The organism is Actibacterium sp. D185-2 (assembly GCF_054954595.1).
In genome coordinates this window covers 68,788-92,997 of sequence record NZ_JBPWNX010000006.1, presented here as the reverse complement: position 1 = coordinate 92,997, position 24,210 = coordinate 68,788, and the positions used below count along the sequence as shown (strand labels likewise).

General features: G+C 65.4%; 30 protein-coding genes. 20 read left to right on the top strand and 10 right to left on the bottom strand.

Annotated features, from left to right (window positions below; genetic code table 11):
- Window positions 1–10 precede the first annotated feature (10 nt).
- The 7 genes from rpsP to ACSR1C_RS12195 all read left to right on the top strand — a co-directional run bounded on the left by rpsP (window position 11) and on the right by ACSR1C_RS12195 (window position 4,688).
- Window positions 11–400, top strand: a complete 390-nt coding sequence (gene rpsP, locus ACSR1C_RS12225) for a 30S ribosomal protein S16 (RefSeq protein WP_460259658.1) — start codon at window positions 11–13, stop codon at window positions 398–400.
- 77 nt (window positions 401–477) lie between these two features.
- Complete coding sequence (gene rimM / locus ACSR1C_RS12220) at window positions 478–990, top strand: ribosome maturation factor RimM (RefSeq protein WP_460259657.1); 513 nt, start codon at window positions 478–480, stop codon at window positions 988–990.
- Between the two features lie 5 nt (window positions 991–995).
- The gene (locus ACSR1C_RS12215; protein ID WP_460259656.1) at window positions 996–1,787 is read left to right on the top strand and encodes a hypothetical protein; all 792 of its coding nucleotides are present in this window, start codon (window positions 996–998) and stop codon (window positions 1,785–1,787) included.
- A 75-nt stretch (window positions 1,788–1,862) separates the two neighbouring features.
- The gene (gene trmD, locus ACSR1C_RS12210) at window positions 1,863–2,681 is read left to right on the top strand and encodes a tRNA (guanosine(37)-N1)-methyltransferase TrmD (RefSeq protein WP_460259655.1); all 819 of its coding nucleotides are present in this window, start codon (window positions 1,863–1,865) and stop codon (window positions 2,679–2,681) included.
- Window positions 2,682–2,997: 316 nt separating this feature from the next.
- Complete coding sequence (rplS, locus tag ACSR1C_RS12205; protein WP_460259654.1) at window positions 2,998–3,381, top strand: 50S ribosomal protein L19; 384 nt, start codon at window positions 2,998–3,000, stop codon at window positions 3,379–3,381.
- An 11-nt stretch (window positions 3,382–3,392) separates the two neighbouring features.
- On the top strand, window positions 3,393–3,614 hold the full coding sequence (rpmE, locus tag ACSR1C_RS12200) for a 50S ribosomal protein L31 (RefSeq protein ID WP_460259653.1): 222 nt from the start codon (window positions 3,393–3,395) through the stop codon (window positions 3,612–3,614).
- A 264-nt stretch (window positions 3,615–3,878) separates the two neighbouring features.
- On the top strand, window positions 3,879–4,688 hold the full coding sequence (locus ACSR1C_RS12195; RefSeq protein ID WP_460259652.1) for a division plane positioning ATPase MipZ: 810 nt from the start codon (window positions 3,879–3,881) through the stop codon (window positions 4,686–4,688).
- Here the strand turns inward: ACSR1C_RS12195 and ACSR1C_RS12190 are convergent.
- Entirely contained in the window at window positions 4,657–4,821 is a 165-nt protein-coding gene (locus ACSR1C_RS12190) for a hypothetical protein (RefSeq protein ID WP_460259651.1), read from the bottom strand. The two genes, ACSR1C_RS12195 and ACSR1C_RS12190, sit on opposite strands and share 32 nt — an antisense overlap.
- A 229-nt stretch (window positions 4,822–5,050) precedes the next feature.
- On the opposite strand from ACSR1C_RS12190, the gene ACSR1C_RS12185 reads away from it, so the two are divergent.
- The 3 genes from ACSR1C_RS12185 to ACSR1C_RS12175 all read left to right on the top strand — a co-directional run bounded on the left by ACSR1C_RS12185 (window position 5,051) and on the right by ACSR1C_RS12175 (window position 7,824).
- Window positions 5,051–5,851, top strand: a complete 801-nt coding sequence (locus ACSR1C_RS12185) for a S49 family peptidase (RefSeq protein ID WP_460259650.1) — start codon at window positions 5,051–5,053, stop codon at window positions 5,849–5,851.
- Window positions 5,852–6,037: 186 nt separating this feature from the next.
- Entirely contained in the window at window positions 6,038–7,027 is a 990-nt protein-coding gene (locus ACSR1C_RS12180; RefSeq protein ID WP_460259649.1) for a calcium/sodium antiporter, read from the top strand.
- Between the two features lie 11 nt (window positions 7,028–7,038).
- Window positions 7,039–7,824: an SDR family oxidoreductase gene (locus tag ACSR1C_RS12175; RefSeq protein WP_460259648.1), complete on the top strand. Its 786-nt coding sequence runs from the start codon at window positions 7,039–7,041 to the stop codon at window positions 7,822–7,824.
- A 53-nt stretch (window positions 7,825–7,877) separates the two neighbouring features.
- On the opposite strand, the gene ACSR1C_RS12170 is transcribed toward ACSR1C_RS12175, so the two are convergent.
- Window positions 7,878–8,129: a hypothetical protein gene (locus tag ACSR1C_RS12170; RefSeq protein WP_460259647.1), complete on the bottom strand. Its 252-nt coding sequence runs from the start codon at window positions 8,127–8,129 to the stop codon at window positions 7,878–7,880.
- Here ACSR1C_RS12170 and uvrC point away from each other — a divergent pair, their 5' ends adjacent.
- The 4 genes from uvrC to ACSR1C_RS12150 are packed head-to-tail and all read left to right on the top strand — an operon-like array spanning window position 8,130 to window position 11,414.
- A complete protein-coding gene (gene uvrC / locus ACSR1C_RS12165; protein WP_460259742.1) occupies window positions 8,130–10,019 on the top strand; it encodes an excinuclease ABC subunit UvrC in 1,890 nt (629 codons plus the stop codon).
- Window positions 10,020–10,037: 18 nt separating this feature from the next.
- Window positions 10,038–10,709, top strand: coding sequence for a CDP-diacylglycerol--glycerol-3-phosphate 3-phosphatidyltransferase (gene pgsA / locus ACSR1C_RS12160; RefSeq protein WP_460259646.1), 672 nt, complete (start codon window positions 10,038–10,040; stop codon window positions 10,707–10,709).
- Entirely contained in the window at window positions 10,706–10,954 is a 249-nt protein-coding gene (gene moaD, locus ACSR1C_RS12155) for a molybdopterin converting factor subunit 1 (RefSeq protein ID WP_460259645.1), read from the top strand. The genes pgsA and moaD overlap by 4 nt, the downstream gene beginning before the upstream one ends.
- Window positions 10,955–10,958: 4 nt before the next feature.
- A complete protein-coding gene (locus tag ACSR1C_RS12150) occupies window positions 10,959–11,414 on the top strand; it encodes a molybdenum cofactor biosynthesis protein MoaE (protein ID WP_460259644.1) in 456 nt (151 codons plus the stop codon).
- 16 nt (window positions 11,415–11,430) lie between these two features.
- Here the strand turns inward: ACSR1C_RS12150 and ACSR1C_RS12145 are convergent, their stop codons facing one another.
- The 3 genes from ACSR1C_RS12145 to ubiA form a co-directional block, all read right to left on the bottom strand.
- A complete protein-coding gene (locus tag ACSR1C_RS12145; RefSeq protein WP_460259643.1) occupies window positions 11,431–11,763 on the bottom strand; it encodes a hypothetical protein in 333 nt (110 codons plus the stop codon).
- Complete coding sequence (locus ACSR1C_RS12140; protein WP_460259642.1) at window positions 11,750–13,693, bottom strand: OmpA family protein; 1,944 nt, start codon at window positions 13,691–13,693, stop codon at window positions 11,750–11,752. The genes ACSR1C_RS12145 and ACSR1C_RS12140 overlap by 14 nt, the downstream gene beginning before the upstream one ends.
- Window positions 13,694–13,757: 64 nt before the next feature.
- Window positions 13,758–14,723 carry a 4-hydroxybenzoate octaprenyltransferase gene (gene ubiA / locus ACSR1C_RS12135; protein WP_460259641.1) on the bottom strand — a complete coding sequence of 322 codons (966 nt, stop codon included), beginning with the start codon at window positions 14,721–14,723 and terminating at the stop codon, window positions 13,758–13,760.
- A 13-nt stretch (window positions 14,724–14,736) separates the two neighbouring features.
- On the opposite strand from ubiA, the gene ACSR1C_RS12130 reads away from it, so the two are divergent.
- Genes ACSR1C_RS12130 through ACSR1C_RS12115 form a run of 4 tightly spaced genes read left to right on the top strand, consistent with a single transcriptional unit; the run spans window position 14,737 to window position 18,321 of the window.
- Window positions 14,737–15,510 (top strand): 16S rRNA (uracil(1498)-N(3))-methyltransferase, encoded by a 774-nt coding sequence (locus ACSR1C_RS12130; protein ID WP_460259640.1) that lies wholly within the window; start codon window positions 14,737–14,739, stop codon window positions 15,508–15,510.
- Complete coding sequence (locus tag ACSR1C_RS12125) at window positions 15,507–16,364, top strand: GNAT family N-acetyltransferase (protein ID WP_460259639.1); 858 nt, start codon at window positions 15,507–15,509, stop codon at window positions 16,362–16,364. The genes ACSR1C_RS12130 and ACSR1C_RS12125 overlap by 4 nt, the downstream gene beginning before the upstream one ends.
- Before the next feature lie 4 nt (window positions 16,365–16,368).
- Window positions 16,369–16,890, top strand: coding sequence for a hypothetical protein (locus ACSR1C_RS12120; RefSeq protein ID WP_460259638.1), 522 nt, complete (start codon window positions 16,369–16,371; stop codon window positions 16,888–16,890).
- A 60-nt stretch (window positions 16,891–16,950) separates the two neighbouring features.
- Window positions 16,951–18,321 (top strand): glutamate--cysteine ligase, encoded by a 1,371-nt coding sequence (locus tag ACSR1C_RS12115; protein WP_460259637.1) that lies wholly within the window; start codon window positions 16,951–16,953, stop codon window positions 18,319–18,321.
- A 25-nt stretch (window positions 18,322–18,346) separates the two neighbouring features.
- Here the strand turns inward: ACSR1C_RS12115 and plsY are convergent, their stop codons facing one another.
- Genes plsY through ACSR1C_RS12090 form a run of 5 tightly spaced genes read right to left on the bottom strand, consistent with a single transcriptional unit; the run spans window position 18,347 to window position 22,590 of the window.
- Window positions 18,347–18,958, bottom strand: coding sequence for a glycerol-3-phosphate 1-O-acyltransferase PlsY (gene plsY / locus ACSR1C_RS12110; RefSeq protein ID WP_460259636.1), 612 nt, complete (start codon window positions 18,956–18,958; stop codon window positions 18,347–18,349).
- Entirely contained in the window at window positions 18,951–20,237 is a 1,287-nt protein-coding gene (gene pyrC, locus ACSR1C_RS12105; RefSeq protein ID WP_460259635.1) for a dihydroorotase, read from the bottom strand. The genes plsY and pyrC overlap by 8 nt, the downstream gene beginning before the upstream one ends.
- Before the next feature lies 1 nt (window position 20,238).
- Window positions 20,239–21,213: a DUF4268 domain-containing protein gene (locus tag ACSR1C_RS12100; RefSeq protein ID WP_460259634.1), complete on the bottom strand. Its 975-nt coding sequence runs from the start codon at window positions 21,211–21,213 to the stop codon at window positions 20,239–20,241.
- The gene (locus tag ACSR1C_RS12095; RefSeq protein ID WP_460259633.1) at window positions 21,210–21,641 is read right to left on the bottom strand and encodes a hypothetical protein; all 432 of its coding nucleotides are present in this window, start codon (window positions 21,639–21,641) and stop codon (window positions 21,210–21,212) included. The genes ACSR1C_RS12100 and ACSR1C_RS12095 overlap by 4 nt, the downstream gene beginning before the upstream one ends.
- Window positions 21,634–22,590 carry an aspartate carbamoyltransferase catalytic subunit gene (locus ACSR1C_RS12090; protein WP_460259632.1) on the bottom strand — a complete coding sequence of 319 codons (957 nt, stop codon included), beginning with the start codon at window positions 22,588–22,590 and terminating at the stop codon, window positions 21,634–21,636. The genes ACSR1C_RS12095 and ACSR1C_RS12090 overlap by 8 nt, the downstream gene beginning before the upstream one ends.
- A gap of 209 nt (window positions 22,591–22,799) precedes the next feature.
- Between ACSR1C_RS12090 and ACSR1C_RS12085 the strand changes: the two genes are divergently transcribed.
- Both ACSR1C_RS12085 and ACSR1C_RS12080 read left to right on the top strand, forming a co-directional pair.
- Window positions 22,800–23,579 carry a uracil-DNA glycosylase gene (locus ACSR1C_RS12085; RefSeq protein WP_460259631.1) on the top strand — a complete coding sequence of 260 codons (780 nt, stop codon included), beginning with the start codon at window positions 22,800–22,802 and terminating at the stop codon, window positions 23,577–23,579.
- Window positions 23,579–24,208, top strand: coding sequence for a LysE family translocator (locus ACSR1C_RS12080; protein WP_460259630.1), 630 nt, complete (start codon window positions 23,579–23,581; stop codon window positions 24,206–24,208). The genes ACSR1C_RS12085 and ACSR1C_RS12080 overlap by 1 nt, the downstream gene beginning before the upstream one ends.
- The last annotated feature ends 2 nt before the right edge of the window (window positions 24,209–24,210 follow it).

Here is a 24,210-nt window from a genome sequence, read left to right as displayed (position 1 = left end):
GAAACTGACAATGGCACTTAAAATTCGTCTCGCCCGTGGCGGCTCCAAAAAGCGCCCGTTCTATCGCATCGTGGCCACCGACAGCCGCATGCCCCGCGATGGCCGCTTCATCGAAAAGCTGGGCGTCTACAACCCGCTGCTGCCGAAAGACAGCGAAGAGCGCATCAAGATGGATCTGGATCGCGTCAAGCATTGGCTTGGTGAAGGCGCCCAGCCGACCGACCGGATCGCCCGTATGCTGGAAGCCGCCGGCGTTCTGACCAAGAAAGAGCGCAACAACCCGAAAGCCGGCGAGCCGGGCAAGAAAGCCAAAGAGCGCGCAGAAGAGAAAGCCGCCAAGGCTGCCGAAGCCGCTGCTGCCCCGGCCGAAGAGCCCGCCGCAGAAGAGACGGCGGAATAATCCGCCCTGTCACATGCGACACATACCCGCCCGGATACACATGTCCGGGCGGTGTACAGGCCTCGGGGGATGCGATGATGAGCGACGATCGGATATGCGTGGGCGCGATCTCCGGCTCTTTCGGGGTGCGCGGCGAGGTGCGGCTGAAAAGCTTCTGCGCCGACCCCGCGGCGATTGCCGATTACGCCCCGCTGTACAGCGAGGATGGCGCGCAGCGCTTCACGCTGAAGATCACCCGCGCGATCAAGGGCGGCTTTGCCGCGCGTCTGTCGGGCGTGGCGACCAAGGAACAGGCCGACGCGATGAAGGGCCTGCGCCTGTTCGCCGACCGCGACGCGCTGCCCGCGCTGCCCGATGACGAATATTACCACACCGATCTGATCGGGCTGGAGGTGCTGGATACCGGCGGCACGCTTCTGGGCCATGTGCGGTCGGTGCAAAACCACGGCGCCGGCGATCTGTTGGAAATTCACGGGCCGGGGCTGAAATCCACGATCCTGCTGCCCTTCACCAATGCGGCCGTGCCGACGGTGGATCTGGCCGCGGGCCGGATCATCGCCGACCCGCCCGAAGGGCTGTTCCCGGAGTAGCCGCAATGCCCGCCCCCCGCCAGCGCGTGGTGATCCATGCCGGGTTTCACAAGACCGGCACCACCAGCATTCAGGCCACCCTGCGGGCCAACGGCCCGGTGTTGTGGCCGGTGATGGCGCTGGCGCTGCGCGGCAAGATACAGCCGGTTGTTTCGGCGGCGCGCGGCTATTCCACCTGGCGCGATCCGATCAGCCTGGCCAAGGCAGGGACGCGGTTCGGCGCCTTTGTCCGCGGGCTGGAGCTGTCGCCCAGGCGCCAGCTTCTGATCTCGGCCGAAGAGCTGTCGGGCCATATGCCGGGGCGCGGCGATCTGGCCGATTATTCCGCCGCGCCCGATTTGATGCAGTGCTATGCGGATGAGCTGGAAGACATCTTTGGCGACCGGCTGGACCTGACCTTCTTCTTCAGCCTGCGCCAGCCCGGCGCCTGGTTGAAAAGCGTCTATTGGGAACATGTCAAATCTTCGCGCATGGTGCTTGATTTCGACGACTATGCCGCGCGCTATGCCGGGTCTGCCGATCTGCCCGCCACCATCGACGAGGTGTGCCGCGCCGTGACGCCGCACGAGGTGCGGTCGGCCTGGCTGGAAGAGGTCGGCGATCTGCCGCTTGGCCCCGCCACCCCGCTGCTGGATCTGATGCGCCTGCCCGACGCGCGCCGCGCCGCCCTGACCCCGGGCCCGCGCCGCAATGTCGGGCGCGGGGACGATCTGTTGCAAGAGCTGCTGCGGATCAATCGCAGCGATCTGGGCCCGGAGGCCGCGAAGCTGGCCAAGGCAACTCTGCTGGGCAGCTAGAAGACCGGCCAGCCGCGCGGTGCGCCCGGCGATCGGGGCTTTTGGCGGCGCGCAAAACCGGCTAGAGACCGCGCCATGAGCGATAAACCCAACAAATCCCATGGCCGGCTGTCGATCTCGGCCTCGCTGCAGCCGCGCGATCTGATGGCCGAGCGGCCCCGCGTGAAAAACGCGTGGATGGCGAAGATCGTGACCCTGTTCCCCGGCGCCTTTCCGGGCGTTCTGGGCCAGTCGCTGACCGGTCGCGCGCTGGATCAGGGGCTGTGGGCGCTGGAAACCATCGATCTGCGCATGTTCGGCGAAGGGCGACACAAGAATGTCGATGACACCCCGGCGGGCGGCGGCGCGGGCATGGTGCTGCGCCCCGATGTGGTGGGGGCCGCGCTGAAGCACGCATCGCGGCACACCCCGAAGGACCGGGCGGTCTGGCCGGTGATCTATCTGTCCCCGCGCGGCAGGCCGTTCAATCAGGCCATGGCGCAACGCTTTGCCAGGGCCGAGGGTATGACCCTGCTGTGCGGCCGGTTCGAGGGCGTGGACGAGCGCGTGCTGGAGCATTTCGCGGTCGAGGAGGTCAGCCTGGGCGATTTCGTCCTGACCGGCGGCGAGATCGCCGCGCAGGCGCTGATCGACGCCACCGTGCGGCTGTTGCCCGATGTGCTGGGCAATCAGGCCTCGACCGAAGAGGAATCCTTTTCCCACGGGTTGCTGGAGCATCCGCAATATACCCGCCCCGCCGTCTGGGAAGGGCGCGAAATCCCCGAGGTGCTGTTGTCGGGCCATCATGGCCGGATCGAGGAATGGCGCCGCGAACAGGCCGAAACGCTGACCCGCGACCGCCGCCCCGACCTCTGGGCGGCCTATCTGGCGGCAAAGGATGACGATAAGGGGTGAAACCCGCGATTACCCCTTGATTGCAACGGAACTTGGCCTTAACAGCACGTCCGTATAGGGGAGGCCGCCGAAGAATCTGTTTCGTCGGCTTCTTTTCGTATTCGGACGGTTTGTTTGCCGATGCCTGCAGCCAGGTTTCTTCGCCTGATCCCTGTACCGGCATTTTGGCGCAGACAGGCCGGACATCAAGGAACGTCGCCCTGATCTCTGGCGGGCTTGACCTGAACATTCAGGCAAGGACCCGGAAGAAGACCGAGAGCTCTGAGGACGCAAACCAACTTCGCGGGCAAACCGTGAGCATATAGGAGTGATTGCGATGGACCTGATCGCACAGATCGAGGCCGAGCAGATTGCCGGTCTCGAAAAGACCATCCCGGATTTCAAGGCCGGTGATACCATCCGCGTCGGTTACAAGGTGACCGAAGGCACCCGCACCCGTGTGCAGAACTACGAAGGCGTGTGCATTTCGCGCAAGAACGGCGGCGGCATCGCCGGATCGTTCACGGTGCGCAAGATTTCCTTTGGCGAAGGCGTGGAACGTGTGTTCCCGCTCTATTCGACCAATATCGACACGATCGAAGTGGTGCGTCGCGGCCGCGTTCGCCGGGCCAAGCTCTACTATCTGCGCGAGCGTCGCGGCAAATCCGCCCGGATCGCCGAAGTATCCAACTACAAGCCGAAATCCGGCGCCGAAGCGTAAGGAGCGGAGCGATGAAAAAAGACATCCATCCCGAATATCACACGATCAACGTCAAGATGACCGATGGCACCATGATCGAGATGAAATCGACCTATGGCGCAGAGGGCGACACCCTGGCGCTGGACATCGACCCCTCGGTTCACCCGGCCTGGACCGGCGGTTCGACCCGCCTGATGGACGCCGGCGGTCGCGTGTCGAAGTTCAAGAACAAGTATGCGGGCCTCGGCTTCTAAGCCATCCCGCCTTTGCGATGATCGAAGCCCGCCGTGGAAAACACGGTGGGCTTTTCCTTTTGCGCCGGTCGCACGGGCCGGGTGCTCTTGCCCCGCCCGCCGGTGGCGGCTAAGGACCGCGTCTCGCATGTCATCATGCTGCAACAAAGCCAAAGGTTGGGCGTTTGGGCGCTGCGCCCGCGCTTCCCTTGTAGGGTTATACAACATATAGTAGGGGCGCACGGATCAAGGGCGTAACCCTTGACATTAGAAAGGGACAGCGGCGTGGCACATATCATCGTCGTGGGCAACGAAAAGGGCGGCGCGGGCAAGTCAACCATGTCGATGCATGTGGCGACGGCGCTTGCGCGCATGGGACACAAGGTCGGCGCGCTGGATCTGGACCTGCGTCAGCGCAGTTTCGGCCGCTATATGGACAACCGCCGCGCCTATTGCATCCGCGAGGCGCTGGACCTGCCGACGCCCGAATACCGCGATCTGCCCGATATCGACCGTGAACAACTTGACCCGGGCGAAAACATCTATGATCGGCGCCTGTCGATGGCCGTGGCGGGCATGGAGCAGGCGGTGGATTTCATCCTGATCGACTGCCCCGGCTCGCATACCCGGCTGTCCCAGGTGGCGCATTCGCTGGCCGATACGCTGATCACGCCGCTGAATGACAGTTTCGTGGATTTCGATCTGCTGGCCCGGGTCGAACCGCAAAGTGGCAAGATCCTTGGCCCGTCGATCTATTCCGAAATGGTCTGGAGCGCGCGTCAGTTGCGGGCCCAGGCCGGGCTGCCCGCGATCGATTGGATCGTGCTGCGCAACCGGGTCGGTGCGCAGCAGATGCATAACAAGAAGAAGATGGGCGACGCGCTGACCAACCTGTCGCGCCGGATCGGGTTCCGGGTCGCGCCGGGGTTCAGCGAGCGGGTGATCTTTCGCGAACTGTTCCCCAACGGTCTGACCCTGCTTGACCTCAAGGATATCGGCGTCAAGGGGCTGAACCTGTCCAACGTCGCCGCGCGCCAGGAATTGCGCGACCTGATGGGCGCGCTCAATCTGCCTGGGGTGCGCGTGGATTTTTGAACACGCGACCGGCGCAAGCCGCTTTGGGGGCCTGCTTGTTGCTGCGCCCGAGCGCGGCCATGCGCGCTTCGAAGGCAGCGTTGCCGCGCGTCTTGTTTGGGTTCAGCTGCCGAAGCAGCTTGCCGAGCTTCATGATGATATCTCCGTTTCTGCCCCTTGCTGGAAGGTTGCCGCGCGGATGCGGCAGGATTTTGTCTTTTGCGCGCCGCTTCCTTGCCCGATCGCGCCGCCCCGGAAACGGTTCGTTTCCACCTGGCGGGTCCGGTGGCGCGACCGGGTATTGCAGCGATATGGCTGCAACACTGCCAGCTGTTTACGCTTAGCGTCTTGTTCCCGCCTGACGGGGGCTCTACATCGAGCGCATGAAACGCTGGTTGCCTTTTCTGCCCTCTCGCCCGAGCGTCGCCGTGCTGCGGCTTGCGGGCACTATTGCATCGGGCGGGCGCATGGGCGCGTTGAATGACGCGATGCTGGCCCCGCTGATCGAAAAGGCGTTCACAAAGGGCCGGCCCGACGCGGTGGCGCTGGTGCTGAACTCGCCGGGCGGTTCGCCTGCGCAAAGTTCGCTGATCGCGGCGCGCATCCGTCGGCTGGCCGCGGAAAAGAAGCTGCCGGTCTATGCGTTTGTCGAGGATGTGGCCGCCTCGGGCGGGTACTGGCTGGCCTGCGCGGCGGATGAGATCTGGGTCGATGAAACCTCGATCGTCGGGTCGATCGGCGTGATTTCGGCCGGGTTCGGGTTTCACGATCTGATCGCCCGCTACGGGGTCGAACGGCGCGTGCATACGGCCGGAAAATCCAAAAGCCTGCTTGACCCGTTCCAGCCTGAAAAGTCCGAGGATGTGGCCCGGCTGAAAGAGCTGCAAGAGCAGATCCATGCCAGTTTCATCGCGCTGGTCCGGGCGCGGCGCGGTACCCGCCTGAGCGACGACACAGAGCTGTTCAACGGCGATGTCTGGGTGGGCGCGAAAGCGGTCGAGGTGGGCTTGGCCGACGGGGTGGGCCATCTGGTCCCGAAGATGAAACAGCGGTTCGGCGACAAGGTGCGCCTGCGGTCTTACGGGGTGCGCCGCCCGATCTGGCAACGGGTCGGGGCGCAGGCCGTCGCCGGCCTGGCCCATGACATAGAGGAACGGGCCCACTGGGCGCGGTTCGGCCTCTGACGTGGTGATCAAGGCCGTTACCCTGTTTCTGATCGGAATGCTGGTGCTGGCCATGTTCGGCCGGCTGCGGTTTCCGGGCACGGGTGGCAAGATCACCGGCCTGTCGCGGCCTTCGAAATGTCCCCGATGCGGGCGATACAAACTTGGCAAGGGGCCGTGCCCCTGCAGCAAGGGGTGACGACAGGGATGGCGGATCTTCTCTATGCGATTTTGGGGCTCGCGATCCTTCTTCTGGCCGGGGATTCGCTGGTCAAGGGCGCGGTCAACATGAGCCTGCGGGTCGGCATTCCGGCCTTGATCGTCAGCCTGACCATCGTCGCCTTCGGGACCTCGGCGCCCGAGCTTCTGATCGCGGTCAAGGCGGTTCTGGACAATGCGCCGGGCATCGCGCTGGGCAATGTGGTGGGGTCCAACACCGCGAATGTGCTGCTGGTTCTGGGTATCCCGGCGATGATTTCCGGGCTGCAGACCGACGAATGCGACACACGGCGCAACTATGCCTTCATGCTGGCCGCGACGCTGCTGTTCATCGCGATCTGTTTCATGGGGCCGATCCGCTGGCTGCATGGTATTGTGCTGCTCGGGCTGCTGTCGGTGGTGCTGTATGACGCGCTTGCCGCGGCGCGGGCGCATCGCCGCGACCTTCGGGACGGCGCGGCCGCAGCCGAGGAAGAGGCGGAAGACGAAAACGAGATCGAGCTGGAAGAGATCGAGGGCGCCGATCCCACCTTGCCGGTCTGGAAAATCGTTATGTTCATGGGGTTGGGTCTGGTCGGCCTGCCGCTGGGCGCCGATCTGCTGGTTGACAGCTCGGTCAATATCGCGCGTGACTACGGGGTCAGCGAAACGGTGATCGGCCTGACACTGGTCGCGGTCGGCACGTCGCTGCCCGAACTGGCGACGACGGTCATGGCGGCCTTGCGCAAGCAGGCGGATGTGGCGCTGGGCAATGTCATCGGGTCCAACATGTTCAACCTTCTGGCCATTATCGGCATTGCCAGCTTTGTCGGCGACATGGCGGTGCCGCGCGAAATGCTGAGCTATGACCTGTGGGTGATGCTGGGCGCGTCGCTGCTGCTGATCCCCTTCGTCTATTTCGGCTGGAACATCACGAAGCGCCGGGGGGTTATCTTGACGACCCTCTATTTCGGCTATGTGCTGAGCGTGCTGATATGACGGAGGCCACGATGAACACGCGCGGGGCCCTGGTGACAGGGGCGGGGAAACGGCTGGGCCGGGCGCTGGCGCTGTGCCTGGCGCGGCGCGGCTATGACGTGGCGGTACATTACCACAGCTCGCAGGATGCGGCGGATGCCGTCGTGGCGGAAATCACCGCCCTGGGCCGCCGTGCCGTGGCGCTGAAGGCCGACCTGCTGATCGAGGACGAGGCGGACGCCCTGATCGATCGCGCGGCGCAGGCGCTGGGCGGGCCGTTGACGGTGCTGATCAACAATGCCTCGATCTTCGAGCATGACACCCTTGAAACCGCCAGCCGCGATAGCTGGAACCGGCACATGGGATCGAACCTGCGTGCGCCGTTTGTGTTGACGCAGCGCTTTGCCGCGCAGGTGCCGCCGGCGGATCGCGACGGGCAGGGTGAACCGGTGGCGGCGGGGCTGGTGGTGAACCTGATCGACCAGCGGGTGCACAAGCTGACGCCGGAATTCATGACCTATACCCTGGCAAAGATGGGGTTGTGGGCGTTCACCCGGACCGCGGCGCAGGCGCTTGCGCCGGATATCCGCGTAAACGGGATCGGGCCGGGCCCGACACTGCGCGGCGCGCGCCAGACGACGGCCCATTTCGAAGCGCAGCGCGCGGCCACGATCCTGGGGCGGGGCGCGGGCGAAGAGGACATTACCGCAGCGCTGGAATACCTGCTTTCAGCCCCCGCCGTGACCGGGCAGATGATCTGCGTCGATGGCGGCCAGCACCTGGCCTGGCAAACCCCGGATGTGCTGGGGCTGGAGTAACGCCGGTGCGATAGGTGGCCCTCACGCCAACTCGTCCACATGAAACATTATATTTACAAAAGCGTCATGAATTCTTGAGTGTTTTCAAATATTTGCAAGGCGCTCAAAAAATTTTCCAATAAAATCAACGCATTAAAAAACAGCACAAAAAATGTGCAATTCAACGAAATTGGCCGAATATAACGAAAATTTCCGTCTGGCGAATAGTTACCCTCAAACTTATCCACATAAGTGGTGGACAGGTTTTTCCTTGCCCCGCCCAGCATATCATTGCAGCCCGGCGCAGGAATCACGATATGGTGCATATGACTGATGATCCGAAAATCGTGACGGCGGACAGCGGCACAGAGCGCCCGACCGGCCATGCCTGCGTCCAGTCCTATCTGCCGACGCTGGACAATTCGCCGGGCGTCTACCGTATGCTGGATGCGGAAAGCCGGGTGCTTTATGTCGGCAAGGCGCGCAACCTGCGAAAGCGGGTTTCGAACTATGCCAGCCCCAGCGGCCACACGCCCCGCATCGCCCGGATGATCCGCGAAACCGCGTCGATGATGTTCCTGACGACCCGGACAGAAACCGAGGCGCTGCTGCTGGAGCAGAACCTGATCAAGCAGCTCAAGCCGCGCTACAACGTGCTGCTGCGTGACGACAAAAGCTTTCCCTATATCCTGATCGCCAAGGATCACGCCTTTCCCCAGATCACCAAGCATCGCGGCGCGAAAAAGGACAACGGCAGCTATTATGGTCCCTTCGCCAGCGCGGGTGCGGTGAACCGGACGCTGAACCAGCTGCAAAAGGTGTTTCTGCTGCGCAGCTGCTCGGATTCCGTTTTTGAAAGCCGCACCCGGCCCTGTCTGCTGCATCAGATCAAGCGCTGCGCCGCGCCCTGTGTCGACAAGGTCGCCGAGGATGAATATGCCGGTCTGGTGTCCGATGCGGAACGGTTCCTGCAGGGCAAAAGCACCCATGTGCAGGCCGAACTGGCGGCGCAGATGGATGCGGCCTCGGAGGCGATGGAATATGAGCGCGCGGCGGCGCTGCGCGACCGGATCAAGGCATTGACCCAGGTGCAGCAGGCCCAGGGCATCAACCCGCGCGGCGTGGCCGAGGCCGATGTCGTCGCCCTGCACATGGAGGGCGGGCAGGCCTGTGTGCAGGTCTTTTTCATCCGCGCGCATCAGAACTGGGGCAACCGCGATTTCTATCCCCGCACCGGTGCCGGGGCCGAAGAGACCGAGGTGCTGCAGGCCTTCCTGGGGCAGTTTTATGACAACAAGCAGCCGCCGGGCCTGATCCTGCTGTCGCACGGGATCGAGGATGACGACCTGATGACCCAGGCGCTGTCGGACAAGGCCGGGCGCCGGGTCGAGTTGGCCGTGCCCCAGCGCGGCGAGAAGGCCGAACTGGTGGCCGGCGCCGCCCGCAACGCCCGCGAAAGTCTGGGCCGCAAGCTGGCCGAGTCTGCGGCGCAGGGCAAGCTGCTGGCCGGTCTGGCACAGGCTTTCGCTCTGGACGCCCCGCCGCAGCGGATCGAGGTTTACGATAACTCGCATATCCAGGGCACCAACGCGGTCGGCGCGATGATCGTGGCCGGACCCGAAGGATATCTGAAAAGCCAGTACCGCAAGTTCAACATCCGGGGCGAGGACCTGACCCCCGGCGACGATTTCGGGATGATGAAAGAGGTTCTGACCCGCCGCTTCAAGCGGTTGCTGAAAGAGGACCCGGATCGGCAGGGCGGCACCTGGCCCGATTTGCTGCTGATCGATGGCGGTGCCGGTCAGGTCAGCGCCGTGGCCGGGATCATGGCCGAGCTGGGCGTGCAGGACATCCCGATGGTCGGGGTGGCCAAGGGCATCGACCGCGACGCCGGCAAGGAAGAATTCCACCGCACCGGCACCCGCCCCTTCGCGTTGCAGCGTAACGATCCGGTGCTTTATTTCGTGCAGCGTTTGCGCGACGAGGCGCACCGCTTCGCCATTGGCGCGCATCGCCAGAAACGGGCCAAGGCGGTGGGCGCGACCCCGCTGGACGACATCCCCGGCGTCGGCGCCACGCGCAAACGGGCGCTGCTGGCGCATTTCGGATCGGCCAAGGCGGTCAGCCGCGCGGGATTGCCGGATCTGAAAGCGGTCGACGGGATTTCCGACAGCATCGCCGAAACCATCTATGGCTTCTTCCATGAGAAAGGCTGACAGGGTAAGGATCGCAGCATGACCTGGAACATTCCCAATATCCTGACCGTTCTGCGCCTGCTGTCCGCCCCCGGCGTGGCGCTGGCCTTCGTGTTTCTGCCGCGCCCCTATGCCGACTGGGTGGCGTTGATCCTGTTCGTGGGCGCCGCCGCGACCGACTGGATCGACGGCTATCTGGCCCGCAAATGGGGGCAGGAAAGCCGCTTTGGCGCGATGCTGGACCCGATTGCCGACAAGGCGATGGTGGTGATCGCGCTGTTGGTGGTCACCGGCTATGCCGGGATGCCTTATCTGCTGGTGGTGCCGGCGACCTTCATCCTGTTCCGCGAGGTGTTCGTTTCCGGCCTGCGCGAATTTCTGGGCACCACCGCCGGGCTGCTGAAGGTCACCAAACTGGCCAAGTGGAAGACTACGACGCAGATGGTGGCGATCACGGTTCTGTTCGTTCAGGGGCTGTTCGAGCATTACGTCGGCATGCTGAGCTATGGCATGGACGCAGAAACCTTTGCCGCCGTGCTGGATGGCCGGGTCGAGGATACGCTGGGCCTGGCCTGGAAATATCAGGGCATGTTGGCGACCTGGGCCGGCGGCGTGTTCCTGATGTGGCTGGCGGCGGTGCTGACCGTGATCACCGGATGGGATTATTTCACCAAGGCGGTTCCCTATCTGCGCGACGAGGGGGCGAAATGATCGACGTCCTGTATTTCGCCTGGGTGCGCGAACGTATCGGCCTGCCGAAGGAACGGCTGGAAACCGACGCCGCCACCGTGGCCGATCTGGTCGAGGAACTGAAAGCGCGCGAAGAGCGTTACGCCGCCGCCTTTGCCGATCTGACCGCGCTGCGGGTGGCGCTGGATCAGGATCTGGCCACGTTCGACGCGCCGCTGGCCGGTGTGCGCGAAGTGGCGTTCTTTCCGCCGATGACGGGCGGCTGAGAAGATGACGGTGCGGGTGCAGCAGGTCGCATTCGATCTGGGGGCCGAGGTCAACGCCTTCGCCGCCGGGCGCCGGGATGCGGGGGCGGTCGTCACCTTCACCGGGCTGGTGCGCGATCTGGCACAGGGCGATCTGGCCCGCATGGTGATAGAGCATTACCCCGGCATGACCGAACGCGCCCTGGAAAAGATCGAGGCCGAGGCCCGTGCGCGCTGGACGCTGAAGGATTGCCTGATCCTGCACCGCTATGGCGTGTTGGCGCCGGGCGATATGATCATGATGGTGGCCACCGCGTCACCGCATCGGGCGGATGCGTTTCAGGCGGCCGAATTCCTGATGGACTATCTGAAATCCCGCGCGCCGTTCTGGAAGAAGGAAATCACCGGAACCGGGGAAAGCTGGGTCGCCAGCAAGGACGCGGACGAGGCGGCGCTGGGCCGGTGGGACGCGAAGGGGTGAATGCCGCCGGGCTGTTTCAGCCCGCGCTCAGGCTTTGCCGTTCGATATAGACGCGCAGATCCTCGGCTTCGTGCCGGGCCTCGCGCAGACCGTCCATCGCGGCGCGCAACTCGGCCTCGGTCTGGTTCAGCTGATTGGTCAGTTCGGCCTCGCGCTGTTGCAGATAGGTGATCGCCTGATCGCGGGTTTCCTCGGCCTCGTGCAGTTGCTGGGCCATCTGATCCAGTTCGCCCATTTCGGACTGGGTGACGCGGGTCACACGGTGGATCAGCCAGGACGCGAACCAGCCCATCAAAAACGCCACGAACAGGATAACGGCCGTGGCGATGATAAACTCAGTCCTGTTCATTGGCGCTGTCCGTCCCTGTTTCTGCTTCGGCCTCTGCGGTCGCGTCACCTTCGGCGGCGGAGTCTTCGGCTTGTGCCGCGCCGGCCTCTTCTTCGGTGACGCTTTCCTCTTCCGGCAAAATCAGCCTGAATTCAATACGCCTGTTCGCCTCGCGCCCCTCTTCGGTGTCATTCTCGGCGATCGGGGTGCTTTCGCCATAGCCCCGCGCGGTCAGGGTGCTGGTCAGGATGCGCCGCGCGATCAGTGCGTTCAACAGCGCGTCGGCCCGCTGCTGGCTCAGCTGCTGGTTCATCTCTTCGCGGCCTTGGCTGTCGGTATGGCCGCCGATCTCCATCTCGACATCGGGGCAGCCGCGCAGCACGTCGGCGATCCGGTCGACCACCTTCAGCGAGCCGCCGTCGATCGTGACCGAACCGGGTTCAAAGGTGATCTTCTGCTCGGCCAGAATGGCGTTAAGGCTGTCTACGCATTCCTCTGGGCTAGGCAGCGCGGCGATCGGATCCAACGCTTCCTGATAGGATACGTCGATGCGGAAATTCTGCGCGTCGCCCAGCTTGGCGCCGAACAGCTGCGCGATGCGGGCGTTGGCCTCGGCATCGCCGGTCACGCCGCGCAGCTCGACGAATTCGGGCTGGACCACGACACTGCCATGGTTCAGCTCGGCCAGCCCTTCGAGCCCGGTCAGCACCCGCAGCGGCCAGCCATCGGGCAGCTCTTCGTCCAGGCGCATCCCGCCATAGACATTGCCCAGCCCGAACCGCGCGCGGGCATAGCTTTCGGTGGCGGTGCGGGTCAGATCGTCGGTGACGCGCCCGCGCATCTGCACCAGACCTTCGGGGCTTTTGGTGGCGACGAATTCGGGCGGGCCGTCCCCTGCGCCGCTGCCATCCACCTTGACGGGTTCGGGCAGCACCGCGTGCAGGGAAAACACCTCTGGCAGGTCGCTGTCCAGCGCGCCGGTCACCTTGTCGAACAGGGCCTGCGGCGTGGTATCAAGCGCCACAAGCGTCACATCCGCATCCGAAAAGGTCAGCGTGCCGCCGCCCAGATCGGCCAGCGCCCGAATGCCGGTTTCCACCGCGCGGCCCCAGTTGGGCGACGGTACACCCAGTCCGACGGTGCAGGCGCCCTTGTCCTCCAGCCCGGCGGCGCGGGCGGCGGTCAGAATGCGGGTGGCGGCCTCGGGGGTGTCGGCCGAACAGGCATCGAACCGCGCGCCGCCCTCGTCGATCAGAAAGCGCAGGGTGAACGGGGTGATCACCGGGCGCGGGGCCGAAATCTCCAGCGCGGCGATCAGCCCGCTGGGGGCCTTGCGGGCCAGGTCGCTTTCAAGCTTGCGCTTTTGCGCGGCGCTGTCGGAAATCGCGGTGACGGCCACCCGGTCCGTCGTGATCGAGATCTTGGAGCGCGGCAGCATCGCCAAGGCCGCAAGCCCATAGTCCAGCGCCGCGTCCCAGCCTTCGGGGGCCGGATAGTCGGCGGTGTTCAGCATGTCGGTGACCGGCACGCTCCGGGCGGCCTTGCCAACCGCCGCGGCGATGGCCGCGCGCTGCCCGTTGGCCGGGATCAGGCCGATCATCGAAACGCCGTCATCGTTGCGCAGCAGTTCCAGCGTGAATTGCGGCGCCTCGACGGGTTTGCTGGGGGTCACGTCCATGTCGTCGATCACCCGGGCGGCATCGACGATGCCGCCGGTGATCGCCAGGGCGCGAAAGCGCTTGGCCTCGGTCGGGGCGGTGCCTGTCAGATGGACCTGCACGCCGTCCGCTTCGGCCGTGGCCCAGGTGATCCCTTCGGCCGCGAGGGCGCTGCGGATCTCGGCCTCTGTGCGCCGTTCGACGGCGTTGACGGCGACGACCGCGCTGAGCAGGGCCAGAAACCCGGCCAGCAGAATGGCCGCAAGGGCAATCAGGTTCGGGGCAATGCGCATCGGCTTTGGTCGCTCCGGTTCTTGTTATCCGGAATGTCTTAGTGGCGCGGGCGGCCCGGTGCAATCACAGCAGCAAGGCGGCGGCAAGAAACAGCGCAGGAATCGCCCCCGCATCGCGATTGGCGCGAAACAGCATCAGGCAGGTGTCGGGGTCGTCAGTGTTCAGCCGGCTCAGTTGCCAGACCATGTGCCAGCCGAAGGCCCAGACCCCGGCAATGGCGACCAGCATCTTCAGCAGGCTGGCCGCAGGCAACAGCGCCATGACGATGGCGGCGGTCATGGCGATCATCGCCAGCATCATGAACAGCCGCAACATCGGCGCGGTGCGTTCGCCAAACAGCAGCGCGGTGGATTTCACGCCGATCAGGGCGTCGTCGTCCTTGTCCTGATGGGCATAGATCGTGTCATAGAACAGCGTCCAGCAGATGCCGGCCAGATACAGGAGCACCGCCGGCAGGGCCAGCGCGCCGGTATGCGCGGTCCAGGCCAGCAGCGCGCCCCAGTTGAACGCAAGCCCCAGAAACACCTGCGGCCAATAGGTGAACCGCTTGGCAAAGGGATAGATCGCCACCAGCACCAGCGACGCGACGCCAAGGGTGATGGTGGCACGGTTGAAGGTCAGCAGGATCGCGAGGGCGATCAGCGCCTGCGCGCCCATCCAGATTGTCGCCTGTCTGGGCGTGACCTGCCCCGCCGGAATCGGGCGCGACCGGGTGCGCGCCACCTGGGCGTCGATCTTGCGGTCGGTGATGTCGTTCCAGGTGCAGCCCGCGCCGCGCATCAGCCAGGCGCCCAGTGCGCAGCCCGCGATGATCCACAGATCGAACCAGCGCGCGCCGGTGGAATTCGCGGCCAGCAGAACGCCCCACCAGCAGGGCATCAGCAGCAGCCAGGTGCCGATCGGCCGGTCGGCGCGCGACAGGCGCAGATAGGGTCGGGCGCGGGGCGGGGCGATTCGGTCGACCCAGTTTCCCTTTACCGCATCGAAAACCTGGCCTGTGGCCTCTGGCGTTTCGTCTGTCCCGGTCATATCGTCTGCCCCCATGAGCGAAAAGAAATCCGCAGCCAAGATCAGGCTCTATGTAGAGCACCCACTGGGGCAGGGGCAAACCATTCCTCTGACCCGCGAGCAGGCGCATTACCTGTTCGGGGTGATGCGGCTGGGTCCGGGTGACCCGGTACTGATTTTCGACGGGCAAAGCGGCGAATGGCTGGCCGAGGTGGCCGAGGCCGGCAAGCGCGGCGGCGCGTTGCACTGCATCGCGCAGACCAAACCCTTGCAGATGCCGCCCGACCTGTGGCTGCTGTTCGCGCCGATCAAGAAAGCACGCACCGATTTCATCGTCGAAAAGGCGGCCGAGATGGGGGCCGCGCGAATCTGTCCGGTGCAGACCGAGTTTACCAATGCCGAACGCATTCGCCGCGACCGGCTTCAGGCCCATGCGGTCGAGGCGGCCGAGCAATGCGGCGGCACCTATGTGCCCGCGGTCGCCGAACTGGGCAGGCTGAACGCTGTTCTGGATGGCTGGTCCGAGGATCGGAAGTTGATGTTCTGCGACGAGGCGCTGGCGGGATGCTCGTCAAGCCTGACGGCTCTCCTCGCGGAACGCGGCGATGACGTCCGACCCGGCGGAAGAGCAGGCCCCTGGGCCATTCTGATCGGACCCGAAGGCGGCTTTTCACAAGCCGAGCGCGCACGCCTTGCGGCCCTGCCCCAAGCCGTGGCTGTCAGTCTCGGCCCGCGTATCCTGCGCGCCGATACGGCGGCGGTGGCGGCGCTGACACTGTGGCAGAGCACGCTGGGGGATTGGCGGTGATCCGGCAGGCGGGGCAGACGGATGTCCCCGCGCTGGCGGCCTTTCTTCAGGTCCATGCCGACAGGGCGATGTTTCTGCGCGGCGGGTTGATGCAATTCGGCATCGGCACGGTGGATCAGCCCTTTGCCTATCGGTTCTGGCTGGCCGAAGGGCCAGAGGGGCTGCTTGCCGTGATGGGGCTGACCAATAACGGCTATCTCAACGTCATCGGTCCGCAGGCGGGGCCCGACATATGGTCCGGCTTCGCGCAGGCACTGGCGGGCGAGCCCTGTGTCGGCCTGAACGGACCCGCCCCCGAGGTTGCCGCGGCGCGCGCCGCACTTGGGCTTTTGCACAAGCGAACGCTGCTGGATGACGAGGATCCGCATTTCGCGCTGGATCTGGTCGATCTGCGGATTCCGGGCGGCGTGGGCGAGCTGCGCTCGATGCAGGCCGGGGACAAGGCGCTGGTGACCGGCTGGCGCTGGGCCTTCGACCAGGAATCGCTGGGCGCCCCGGCCACCCCCGCCAGCCAGGCCGAAGCAGAGGACCGCGCCGAGCGCCTGATCGCAGACGGGCAGGGAAGGCTGCTTTGGGATGGCCACACGCCGCTTGCGATGACGGCCTTCAACGCCGAGCTGCCCGACATGGTGCAGATCGGGTCGGTCTTTACCCCGTCGCCGCTGCGCGGGCGCGGCCATGCGCGGCGCGCGGTGGCCCTGCATCTGCAGGAAGCACGGGCGCGCGGCGTGACCCGCGCCATCCTGTTCGCGGCGTCGGATTCCGCCGCCCGCGCTTATGCGGCGATCGGGTTTTCCCGGATCGGCCGTTATGCGCTGGTGGGGTTCGAGACCCCCCAAGTGATCGGGGCCTAGGGCAATGGCATTCGTCAGACCGGAAATCCTGGCCGCCCTGACCCGCTGGCGCGAGGTTCTGATCGGGCTGGGCGTGGCGGCGCTGGGCCTGTGGGTGATCGGCCTTGGCGGCTATGTCTTTCAGGGGCTGGGCGGGCTGGTGGCGGTGCTGGGTCTGGCGCTGGCCTTCGTCGCGCGGCGGCGGCTGCGGTTTCACCGCGACGGTGCCGCGCCGGGCGTGGTGCAGGTGACAGAGGGGCAGATCACCTATCTGGCGCCTGCGGGCGGCGGATTCGCGGCGCTGAGCGAGCTGCGCGAGATCGCCCTGGGCTTTGACCCGGCCGGGCGGCCCTTTTGGCAGCTGTTCCAGACCGGCGCGCCACCACTGGCGATTCCGGTTTCCGCCGCGGGGGCGGCGGCGTTGTTCGACGTGTTCGTGGCCCTGCCGGGGGCGGACCCGGCCCGCATCCTGACGGCGCTGGATCGCCGGCCCGCCGAAGGCACGGTCACGGTTTGGCGACGGAACCACCGGCCGGCCTTGACTTGACCGCCTTGCCGTCGCACCTCTGGACCCCACGAATGCGCGAACAGATCGGAGCCCCTGTCCATGTCCATCCCTCAGTCCGGCGGCGGCCCGATCGAAAGCTTTGACCAGCTTGCCGAGTATCTGGAAAGCGGCTGCAAGCCGAAAGACGATTGGCGCATCGGCACCGAGCACGAGAAGTTCGGCTATTGCAAGGATACGTTGAAGCCGATTCCCTATGCCGGCGAGCGGTCGATCCTGGCGGTGCTCGAAGGGTTGCGCGACCGCCATGGCTGGACCCCGCTGCTTGAGGGCGACTACCTGATCGGGCTGGAAAAGGACGGCGCCAATGTCAGTCTGGAACCGGGCGGGCAGCTGGAACTGTCGGGCGCGCCGCTTGATAGCATTCATGAAACCTGTGACGAGGTGAACGCCCATCTGCGCGATGTGAAACATATCGCCGACGAGGTCGGCGTGGGCTTTATCGGTCTGGGGGCGGCGCCGGTCTGGACCCATGGCCAGATGCCGCTGATGCCCAAGGGGCGCTACAAGCTGATGGATGCCTATATGGGCGAGGTCGGCACCATGGGCACCACCATGATGCGCCGGACCTGCACGGTGCAGGTGAACCTCGATTTCGCGTCCGAGGCCGACATGGTGCAAAAGCTGCGCGTGGCGCTGGCGTTACAGCCGGTCGCCACCGCGCTGTTCGCCAATTCGCCGTTCCTGGACGGCAAGCCCAATGGCTACAAAAGCTGGCGCAGCCATGTCTGGCGGCATCTGGACGATGCGCGCACCGGCATGTTGCCCTTCGTGTTCGAAGACGGCATGGGGTTCGAGCGGTACGTGGATTACGCCCTGGATGTGCCGATGTATTTCGTCTATCGCGACGGCAAATATATCAACGCGCTGGGCCAGTCGTTCCGCGATTTCATGAACGGCACGCTGCCCGCGCTGCCCGGCGAGACGCCGACGCTGTCGGATTGGGCCGATCACCTGACCACCGCCTTCCCCGAGGCGCGGATCAAGAAATACATGGAAATGCGCGGGGCCGATGGCGGGCCGTGGCGGCGGCTGTGCGCGCTGCCCGCGTTCTGGGTCGGGCTGATGTATGATCAGGCGTCGCTGGATGCGGCCTGGGATCTGGTCAAGGGCTGGGATGCCGAAACGCGCGAGGCATTGCGCGTGGCCGCGTCGAAGGATGCGTTGCAGGCCAAGGTCGGCGGTATCGACATGCGCGAACTGGCCGGTCATGTGCTGGAGATTTCGCGCAACGGCCTGCGCGCGCGCGCCAAACCCGGCGCGGGCGGCATGATCCCGGACGAGCGCCACTTTCTGCATGCGCTGGAAGACAGCGTCGAAAGCGGCAAGGTGCCCGCCGATGAGTTGCTGGAGCATTACCACGGCGACTGGCAGGGCGATCTGAGCCGGATTTACGCCGAATTCAGCTACTGAGGGCGGGTCTCGGGGGCGGGTGGCGTCAGCCCTTCTTGCCGATCTTCGGCTCGGTTCCCGCCTTCAGCCGCCGCAGGTTGGGCCAGTGGCGCAGATAGATCAGCACGGTCAGCGCCGCGCCCAGCAGCACCATCCGGCCTTCGCCGACATAGATCATCCACATCGGTGACGTGGCCGCCGCAATCAGCGCCGAAAGCGACGAATAGCGTGTGACCGCCGCCACCACCAACCAGGTGCCGCAGGCCGCCAGCCCCACAGGCCACGACAGCGCCAGCATCGTGCCCAGAAAGGTCGCCACGCCCTTGCCGCCCCGGAACCCCAGATAGACCGGGAACAGGTGCCCGACAAAGGCCGACAGCCCGGCCAGTTGCGCCGCGTCCTCGGCCCCGATCAAAGAGCGGGCAAGCAGCACCGCGATTCCACCCTTGCCCGCGTCCAGCACCAGCGTCAGCAGCGCGGCCAGCTTGTTTCCGGTGCGCAGCACGTTGGTCGCACCGATATTGCCCGACCCGATCTTGCGCAGATCGCCCAGCCCGAAGGCCCGCGCCATGACCATCCCGAACGGCACCGCGCCCAGCAGATAGGACAGCAGTGCCACCAGGATCAGAAGGTATTGCGGGGTGACGATTTCAGGCATCTTTGGCCCCTCCGAACACTTGGTGGCCGGCGACATAGGTGGCCAGCACCCGGCCCTGCATCCGCGCGCCGTCGAACGGGGTGTTCTTGGATTTCGAGCGCAGCTTGTAGCGGTCCAGCACGAAGGGCGCGTCAGGGTCGAACAGCACCAGATCGGCGGGCGCGCCCACGGCCAGCCGCCCGGTGTCCAGCCCCAGCCGTTTCGCCGGGTTCAGCGACAGCGCGCGCCAGAGTATGGGCAACGCGATCGCACCGGCATGGACCAGCCGCATCGCGGCGGGCAGCAGGGTTTCCAGCGCCACGGCGCCGCTTGCGGCCTCTTCGAACGGCAGGCGCTTGGATTCCTCGTCCTGCGGCGTGTGCATGGAACTGATCACGTCGATCAGCCCGCTGGCCACGGCCTGCACCATCGCCTGGCGGTCATCTTCGGACCGCAACGGCGGCTTGACCTTGAAGAAGGTGCGATAATCGCCCACGTCCAGCTCGTTCAGCGTCAGATGGTGGATGGATACCCCGGCGCTGACGTCCAGCCCGTTGGCCTTGGCCCGTTCCAGCGCGGGCAGGGCGCGCGCGGTGCTGATCTGATCGGCGTGGTATTTCACGCCGGTCATCTCGACCAGCGCCAGATCGCGGTCCAGCGCCATGCGCTCGGCCATCGGCGACACGGCGGGCAGCCCGCGCAACGAGGCGAACTTGCCCGAGGTCACGGCGGCGCCCTGCGACAGGCCCGGATCCTGCGGATGCGCCATCACCAGTGCGCCAAGCGACCGCGCATAGGTCATGGCGCGGCTCAGCACCTTGGTGTTGGTGGTCACCCGGTCGCCATCGGTGAAGGCCACCGCGCCCGCATCCAGCAGGAACCCGATCTCGACCATCTCGCGGCCTTCGCGGCCCTTGGTCAGGGTGGCCATCGGCTTGATCCGCACCGGGGACGCCTCGCGCGCGCGGCGGGTGACGAATTCCAGCACCTCGGGCGTGTCGATGGGGGGCAGGGTGTCGGGCCGGGTGACCATGGTGGTGACCCCCCCGGCCGCCGCCGCCAGCCCGGCGGATTTGAACGATTCCTTGTGCCGCTCGCCCGGCTCGCAGACCTTGACGCCGATATCGACGATGCCGGGGGCCAGGCATTTGCCGCCGCAATCAACCACCTTTGCGGCCTTGGGGGCGGCGACATTGCCCACCGCTTTGATTACGCCGTTCTCGATCAGAAGGCTGCCGGTGGCCTCGGTCCCCGCTTCGGGGTCGATCAGGCGGGCGTTGGTGAGGAATGTTGCTGTCATGTCAGACCAATCCGGCACTGTTGGGGTCGAGTTTCTTCACCCTGTCATGAAAAACACGGTGAAGCCTGTCCAGCGCCTGTGCCAGCCAGGCATGCTGATCGGGCCAACTGGCGCGATCCGAAACGTCGGGGAAGGTTTTGGAAACGAAAATTCGCCGGTCATTTGTCGCGTCGTCATACCATGTAAGGATTTCGCCAAATTCCAGCTCGATCGCCTCGCGCTCTTGCCTGAGCCAGTTGAAATAGTCTTTGGCAGTCTTGCCGGTCAGGTAAACCTCTCCCCTCACCCAGTTCTCCCGACGGTTCCAACTGCCATTCAGTGTGACGCCTGACTTGCCAAGGCTGTGCACCAGCCAGTTTTGAACAAGCGGTTTCACCGGGCGGACGCGCGCGCTGTAATCCGGCAGCGTGGTTTCGAACGCAGTCCAGTAATCCAGCAGCATTTTGCGGGATTCTGTAAGGGTGCCCTCTTCAATTGCCTTCTTCGCCCCGCTGGTGGAGCGCGACCAGTCGTTCGGCTTGCTGACGATGTTGAACTTCGGTGCGGCCGGGCTGTCACCGATGCGCCAGAGCTGGACCTCAAGAACAAAGAAACGCACCTCCGAGTCGGTGATTTCGTTCAACCAGTCGATGGCGGCGCGGTGCTCTTCGGCGACTCGCGCAGCGATCCAGATGATCGTGACGGCATCCAGCCCGGCGGCATAGGTCAGGAGTTGGCCAAGATGGGTGTGGTCGGTGCGTTCAAGCTGATTTTCGATCAGCACCCAGCGGTCGCTTAGCGTGTCCTTGCACAGGATATCAGCGCGGAAAGGCCCTACATTCTGTTCGACGGCTTCAAGCTCCAGATCAATGCCAAGGGTTTCACCAAGCTGCGCCAGATTGTCCTCGCGCGCGAGCCAGGGGGTGAAATCCTGCGTTTCGGATTTCCAGATATCCCGCAGATCGACCTGTTTGAGGGTTCCCAGCGGGCCAGTCATATCGCCCCCTTCATTGCCGCTTCAATCCGGGCGCGGGTGGCGGGTTTGTCGGCGAGGTATTTCATCAGGTGTTTGTCGCCGCCCTTGGTGATGATCTGCACCGCGCTGCCCAGCCCGCGCAGCGCCTTGATCTGGCTCAGCATCACGGTGCGCCCCTGCGGGCCAAGCAGCCGCTCTTGCGTAAGATCCCACTGGGCGGTCATGTCGTCGGAGGCCAGATAGAACCCGCGCACCGAAATGGCGGCGGCGGCGGCGGGGGCGCCGACCCACCAAACCTCGCCCATCCAGTAAAGCGCGATCATTGCGCCAAGCGCGCCGAGCACGCCCATGATCACATGATCGCGGATATATGTGGCGCGGTCGGCGCTGAAGCTGTCAACCACGGTTTCGCCCTCGGTCAGCGGGGCGCGGGCGTTCATCTCATACATAGACGCCACCGCCCCGGGCCTGTTCGCGCAGGTTCCGCGCCAGCAGGTCCATCGCCGCCATGCGCACCGCCACGCCCATCTCGACCTGTTCCTGGATGACCGAACGGTTGATGTCGTCGGCGATTTCGCCGTCGATCTCGACGCCCCGGTTCATCGGGCCGGGATGCATCACGATGGCGTCCTCTTTCGCATGGGCCAGCTTTTCGGCGTCCAGCCCGTAGCGGTGGTAATATTCGCGTTCGGACGGGATAAAGCCGCCGTCCATGCGTTCCTTCTGCAGCCGCAGCATCATCACCACATCGGCGCCGTCGAGCCCCTGTTTCATGTCGTCATATACCTCGACCCCGAAGTCGCCGATACCGGCGGGCATCAGGGTGGGCGGGCCGATCAGGCGGATGCGGTTTTCCATCTTGCCCAGCAGCAGGATATTGCTGCGCGCCACCCGGCTGTGGGCGATGTCGCCGCAGATCGCGACGGTCAGCCGGTGCAGCCGGCCCTTGGCGCGGCGGATGGTCAGCGCATCGAGCAGCGCCTGGGTCGGATGTTCGTGCCGCCCGTCACCTGCGTTCAGCACCGCGCAGTTGACCTTTTGCGCCAGCAGGTCCACCGCGCCGGAATGCGGGTGGCGCACCACCAGCAGATCGGGGTGCATCGCGTTCAGCGTCAGCGCCGTGTCGATCAGGGTTTCGCCCTTTTTGATGCTGGACGCCTGCATCGCCATGTTCATCACATCGGCACCCAGCCGTTTGCCAGCCAGTTCGAACGACGCCTGGGTGCGGGTCGAATTCTCGAAGAACATGTTGATCTGGGTCAGGCCGGCCAGTGCGTCGGAATGTTTGTTGGCCCGGCGGTTCAGGTCTACATACTGATCGGAAAGATCGAGGATGGAGCGGATTTCCCCGGGGTGGAGGGGCTCGATACCAAGGAGGTGTTTCGCGCGGAATGTCATGTGGCCCCCGTCCTGATCGGGTTGCTTATAGAAACTGCCGGGGCGCGCGGCAAGGGAGGGTTGTGTGACGAAATCGCGGCGCGTGCCGCGCCATTGCTTTTGTCTCGCCGCCCGGCGGGCGGCTCGGGTGTGCCTCCGGCGGGGATATTTATCCGAAGAAGAAACGGGGCATTCTTTACCTTTGCGCGGCACGGTTCTAGCGTGGCGCGATGGAACCCGCATTGGATTATCACACGGCGAAGGCGCTACTGGACTGGCAGATCGAACTTGGCGCGACCGAGGCGATCGGCGAGGTGCCGGTGAACCGCTATGAGGCGCCCGCGCCGCAGCCGGCCCGCGCGCCCGCCGCGCCCCAGGCCGCGCCGCTGACGCAGGTGCAGGCGGCCGATCCGGTGGCCGAGGCACGGCAGGCCGCCGCCGCGGCGCAGGATCTGGAAGGATTGCGCGCGGTGCTGGCCGCATTCGAGCATTGCGAGTTGAAGAAGGGCGCGCGCAATCTGGTCTTTGCCGACGGGCGGCCCGGCGCGCGGGTGATGATCATCGGCGAGGCGCCGGGGCGCGACGAGGACCAGCAGGGCAAGCCCTTTGTCGGGCGGGCCGGGCAGCTTCTGGACCGGATGTTCGCGGCCATCGGCATGGGCCGCGCCGCGCCGGATCTGGAGCATGCGCTGTATATCACCAATATCCTGCCCTGGCGGCCGCCGCAGAACCGCGACCCGCGGCCCGACGAGGTGGCGATGATGCTGCCCTTTGTCGAGCGGCATGTGAACCTGGCCGATCCCGATTTGCTGGTGCTGATGGGCAATCATTCCTGTCAGGCGCTGCTGGGGCGCAAGGGCATCACCCGGCTGCGCGGCCACTGGATGCAGGCGCTGGGCCGGCCGGCGCTGCCGATGTTCCACCCGGCCTATCTGCTGCGCACCCCGCATGCCAAGCGCGAGGCCTGGCATGATCTGCTGATGCTGCAGGCCAAGCTGCGAGAGGTGTGATGAGCTTTCCCGTCGATCCGGTCACGTTGCTGACCTTTGTCCCCGCCGCGCTGGCGCTGAACCTGACGCCGGGGGCGGACATGATGTTTTGCATGGGGCAGGGGCTGCGCGGCGGGCCGCGCGCGGCGCTGGCGGCAGATGCGGGGATTTCCGTGGGCGCCTTCGTGCATGTGTTGCTGGCCGGGCTGGGGCTGGGCGCGCTGGTGGCCGCGCTGCCGTGGCTGTTCGATGTGATCCGCTGGGTTGGGGTGGGGTATCTCTTGTGGCTGGCCTTTGGCGCGGTGCGCGGCGGTGCGGTGTCGGCCGAGGCCGTGCCGGTTGCCCCCGGCCGGGCGTTTCGCGATGCCGTGCTGGTGAACCTGACCAATCCGAAGGTGATCCTGTTCGTGCTGGCCTTCATCCCGCAATTCGTCGATCCCGCGCGCGGCAGCGTGTTGGCGCAGTTCCTGATCTTCGGTCTGGTTCTGTCGGCGGGCGGGTTCGTGGTGAACGGCGCGGTCGGCGTGTCGGCGGGCGGAATCGGGCGGCGGCTGGCGCGGTCGCGGGGGGTATCGCGGGGCCTGGGCTATGTCAGTGCGGCGATCTTTTCGGCGCTGGCGCTGCGGTTGGCGTTTTTGCAACGGGGGTGAGG

What these genes read in the sequence shown, in the direction of transcription:
- rpsP (WP_460259658.1), top strand. Translation starts at nt 11, where the DNA reads ATGGCACTTAAAATTCGTCTCGCCCGTGGCGGCTCCAAAAAGCGCCCG.
- rimM (WP_460259657.1), top strand. Translation starts at nt 478, where the DNA reads ATGAGCGACGATCGGATATGCGTGGGCGCGATCTCCGGCTCTTTCGGG.
- ACSR1C_RS12215 (WP_460259656.1), top strand. Translation starts at nt 996, where the DNA reads ATGCCCGCCCCCCGCCAGCGCGTGGTGATCCATGCCGGGTTTCACAAG.
- trmD (WP_460259655.1), top strand. Translation starts at nt 1,863, where the DNA reads ATGAGCGATAAACCCAACAAATCCCATGGCCGGCTGTCGATCTCGGCC.
- rplS (WP_460259654.1), top strand. Translation starts at nt 2,998, where the DNA reads ATGGACCTGATCGCACAGATCGAGGCCGAGCAGATTGCCGGTCTCGAA.
- rpmE (WP_460259653.1), top strand. Translation starts at nt 3,393, where the DNA reads ATGAAAAAAGACATCCATCCCGAATATCACACGATCAACGTCAAGATG.
- ACSR1C_RS12190 (WP_460259651.1), bottom strand. Translation starts at nt 4,821, where the DNA reads ATGAAGCTCGGCAAGCTGCTTCGGCAGCTGAACCCAAACAAGACGCGC.
- ACSR1C_RS12185 (WP_460259650.1), top strand. Translation starts at nt 5,051, where the DNA reads ATGAAACGCTGGTTGCCTTTTCTGCCCTCTCGCCCGAGCGTCGCCGTG.
- ACSR1C_RS12180 (WP_460259649.1), top strand. Translation starts at nt 6,038, where the DNA reads ATGGCGGATCTTCTCTATGCGATTTTGGGGCTCGCGATCCTTCTTCTG.
- ACSR1C_RS12175 (WP_460259648.1), top strand. Translation starts at nt 7,039, where the DNA reads ATGAACACGCGCGGGGCCCTGGTGACAGGGGCGGGGAAACGGCTGGGC.
- ACSR1C_RS12170 (WP_460259647.1), bottom strand. Translation starts at nt 8,129, where the DNA reads ATGCACCATATCGTGATTCCTGCGCCGGGCTGCAATGATATGCTGGGC.
- uvrC (WP_460259742.1), top strand. Translation starts at nt 8,130, where the DNA reads ATGACTGATGATCCGAAAATCGTGACGGCGGACAGCGGCACAGAGCGC.
- pgsA (WP_460259646.1), top strand. Translation starts at nt 10,038, where the DNA reads ATGACCTGGAACATTCCCAATATCCTGACCGTTCTGCGCCTGCTGTCC.
- moaD (WP_460259645.1), top strand. Translation starts at nt 10,706, where the DNA reads ATGATCGACGTCCTGTATTTCGCCTGGGTGCGCGAACGTATCGGCCTG.
- ACSR1C_RS12150 (WP_460259644.1), top strand. Translation starts at nt 10,959, where the DNA reads ATGACGGTGCGGGTGCAGCAGGTCGCATTCGATCTGGGGGCCGAGGTC.
- ACSR1C_RS12145 (WP_460259643.1), bottom strand. Translation starts at nt 11,763, where the DNA reads ATGAACAGGACTGAGTTTATCATCGCCACGGCCGTTATCCTGTTCGTG.
- ACSR1C_RS12140 (WP_460259642.1), bottom strand. Translation starts at nt 13,693, where the DNA reads ATGCGCATTGCCCCGAACCTGATTGCCCTTGCGGCCATTCTGCTGGCC.
- ubiA (WP_460259641.1), bottom strand. Translation starts at nt 14,723, where the DNA reads ATGACCGGGACAGACGAAACGCCAGAGGCCACAGGCCAGGTTTTCGAT.
- ACSR1C_RS12130 (WP_460259640.1), top strand. Translation starts at nt 14,737, where the DNA reads ATGAGCGAAAAGAAATCCGCAGCCAAGATCAGGCTCTATGTAGAGCAC.
- ACSR1C_RS12120 (WP_460259638.1), top strand. Translation starts at nt 16,369, where the DNA reads ATGGCATTCGTCAGACCGGAAATCCTGGCCGCCCTGACCCGCTGGCGC.
- ACSR1C_RS12115 (WP_460259637.1), top strand. Translation starts at nt 16,951, where the DNA reads ATGTCCATCCCTCAGTCCGGCGGCGGCCCGATCGAAAGCTTTGACCAG.
- plsY (WP_460259636.1), bottom strand. Translation starts at nt 18,958, where the DNA reads ATGCCTGAAATCGTCACCCCGCAATACCTTCTGATCCTGGTGGCACTG.
- pyrC (WP_460259635.1), bottom strand. Translation starts at nt 20,237, where the DNA reads ATGACAGCAACATTCCTCACCAACGCCCGCCTGATCGACCCCGAAGCG.
- ACSR1C_RS12100 (WP_460259634.1), bottom strand. Translation starts at nt 21,213, where the DNA reads ATGACTGGCCCGCTGGGAACCCTCAAACAGGTCGATCTGCGGGATATC.
- ACSR1C_RS12095 (WP_460259633.1), bottom strand. Translation starts at nt 21,641, where the DNA reads ATGTATGAGATGAACGCCCGCGCCCCGCTGACCGAGGGCGAAACCGTG.
- ACSR1C_RS12090 (WP_460259632.1), bottom strand. Translation starts at nt 22,590, where the DNA reads ATGACATTCCGCGCGAAACACCTCCTTGGTATCGAGCCCCTCCACCCC.
- ACSR1C_RS12085 (WP_460259631.1), top strand. Translation starts at nt 22,800, where the DNA reads ATGGAACCCGCATTGGATTATCACACGGCGAAGGCGCTACTGGACTGG.
- ACSR1C_RS12080 (WP_460259630.1), top strand. Translation starts at nt 23,579, where the DNA reads ATGAGCTTTCCCGTCGATCCGGTCACGTTGCTGACCTTTGTCCCCGCC.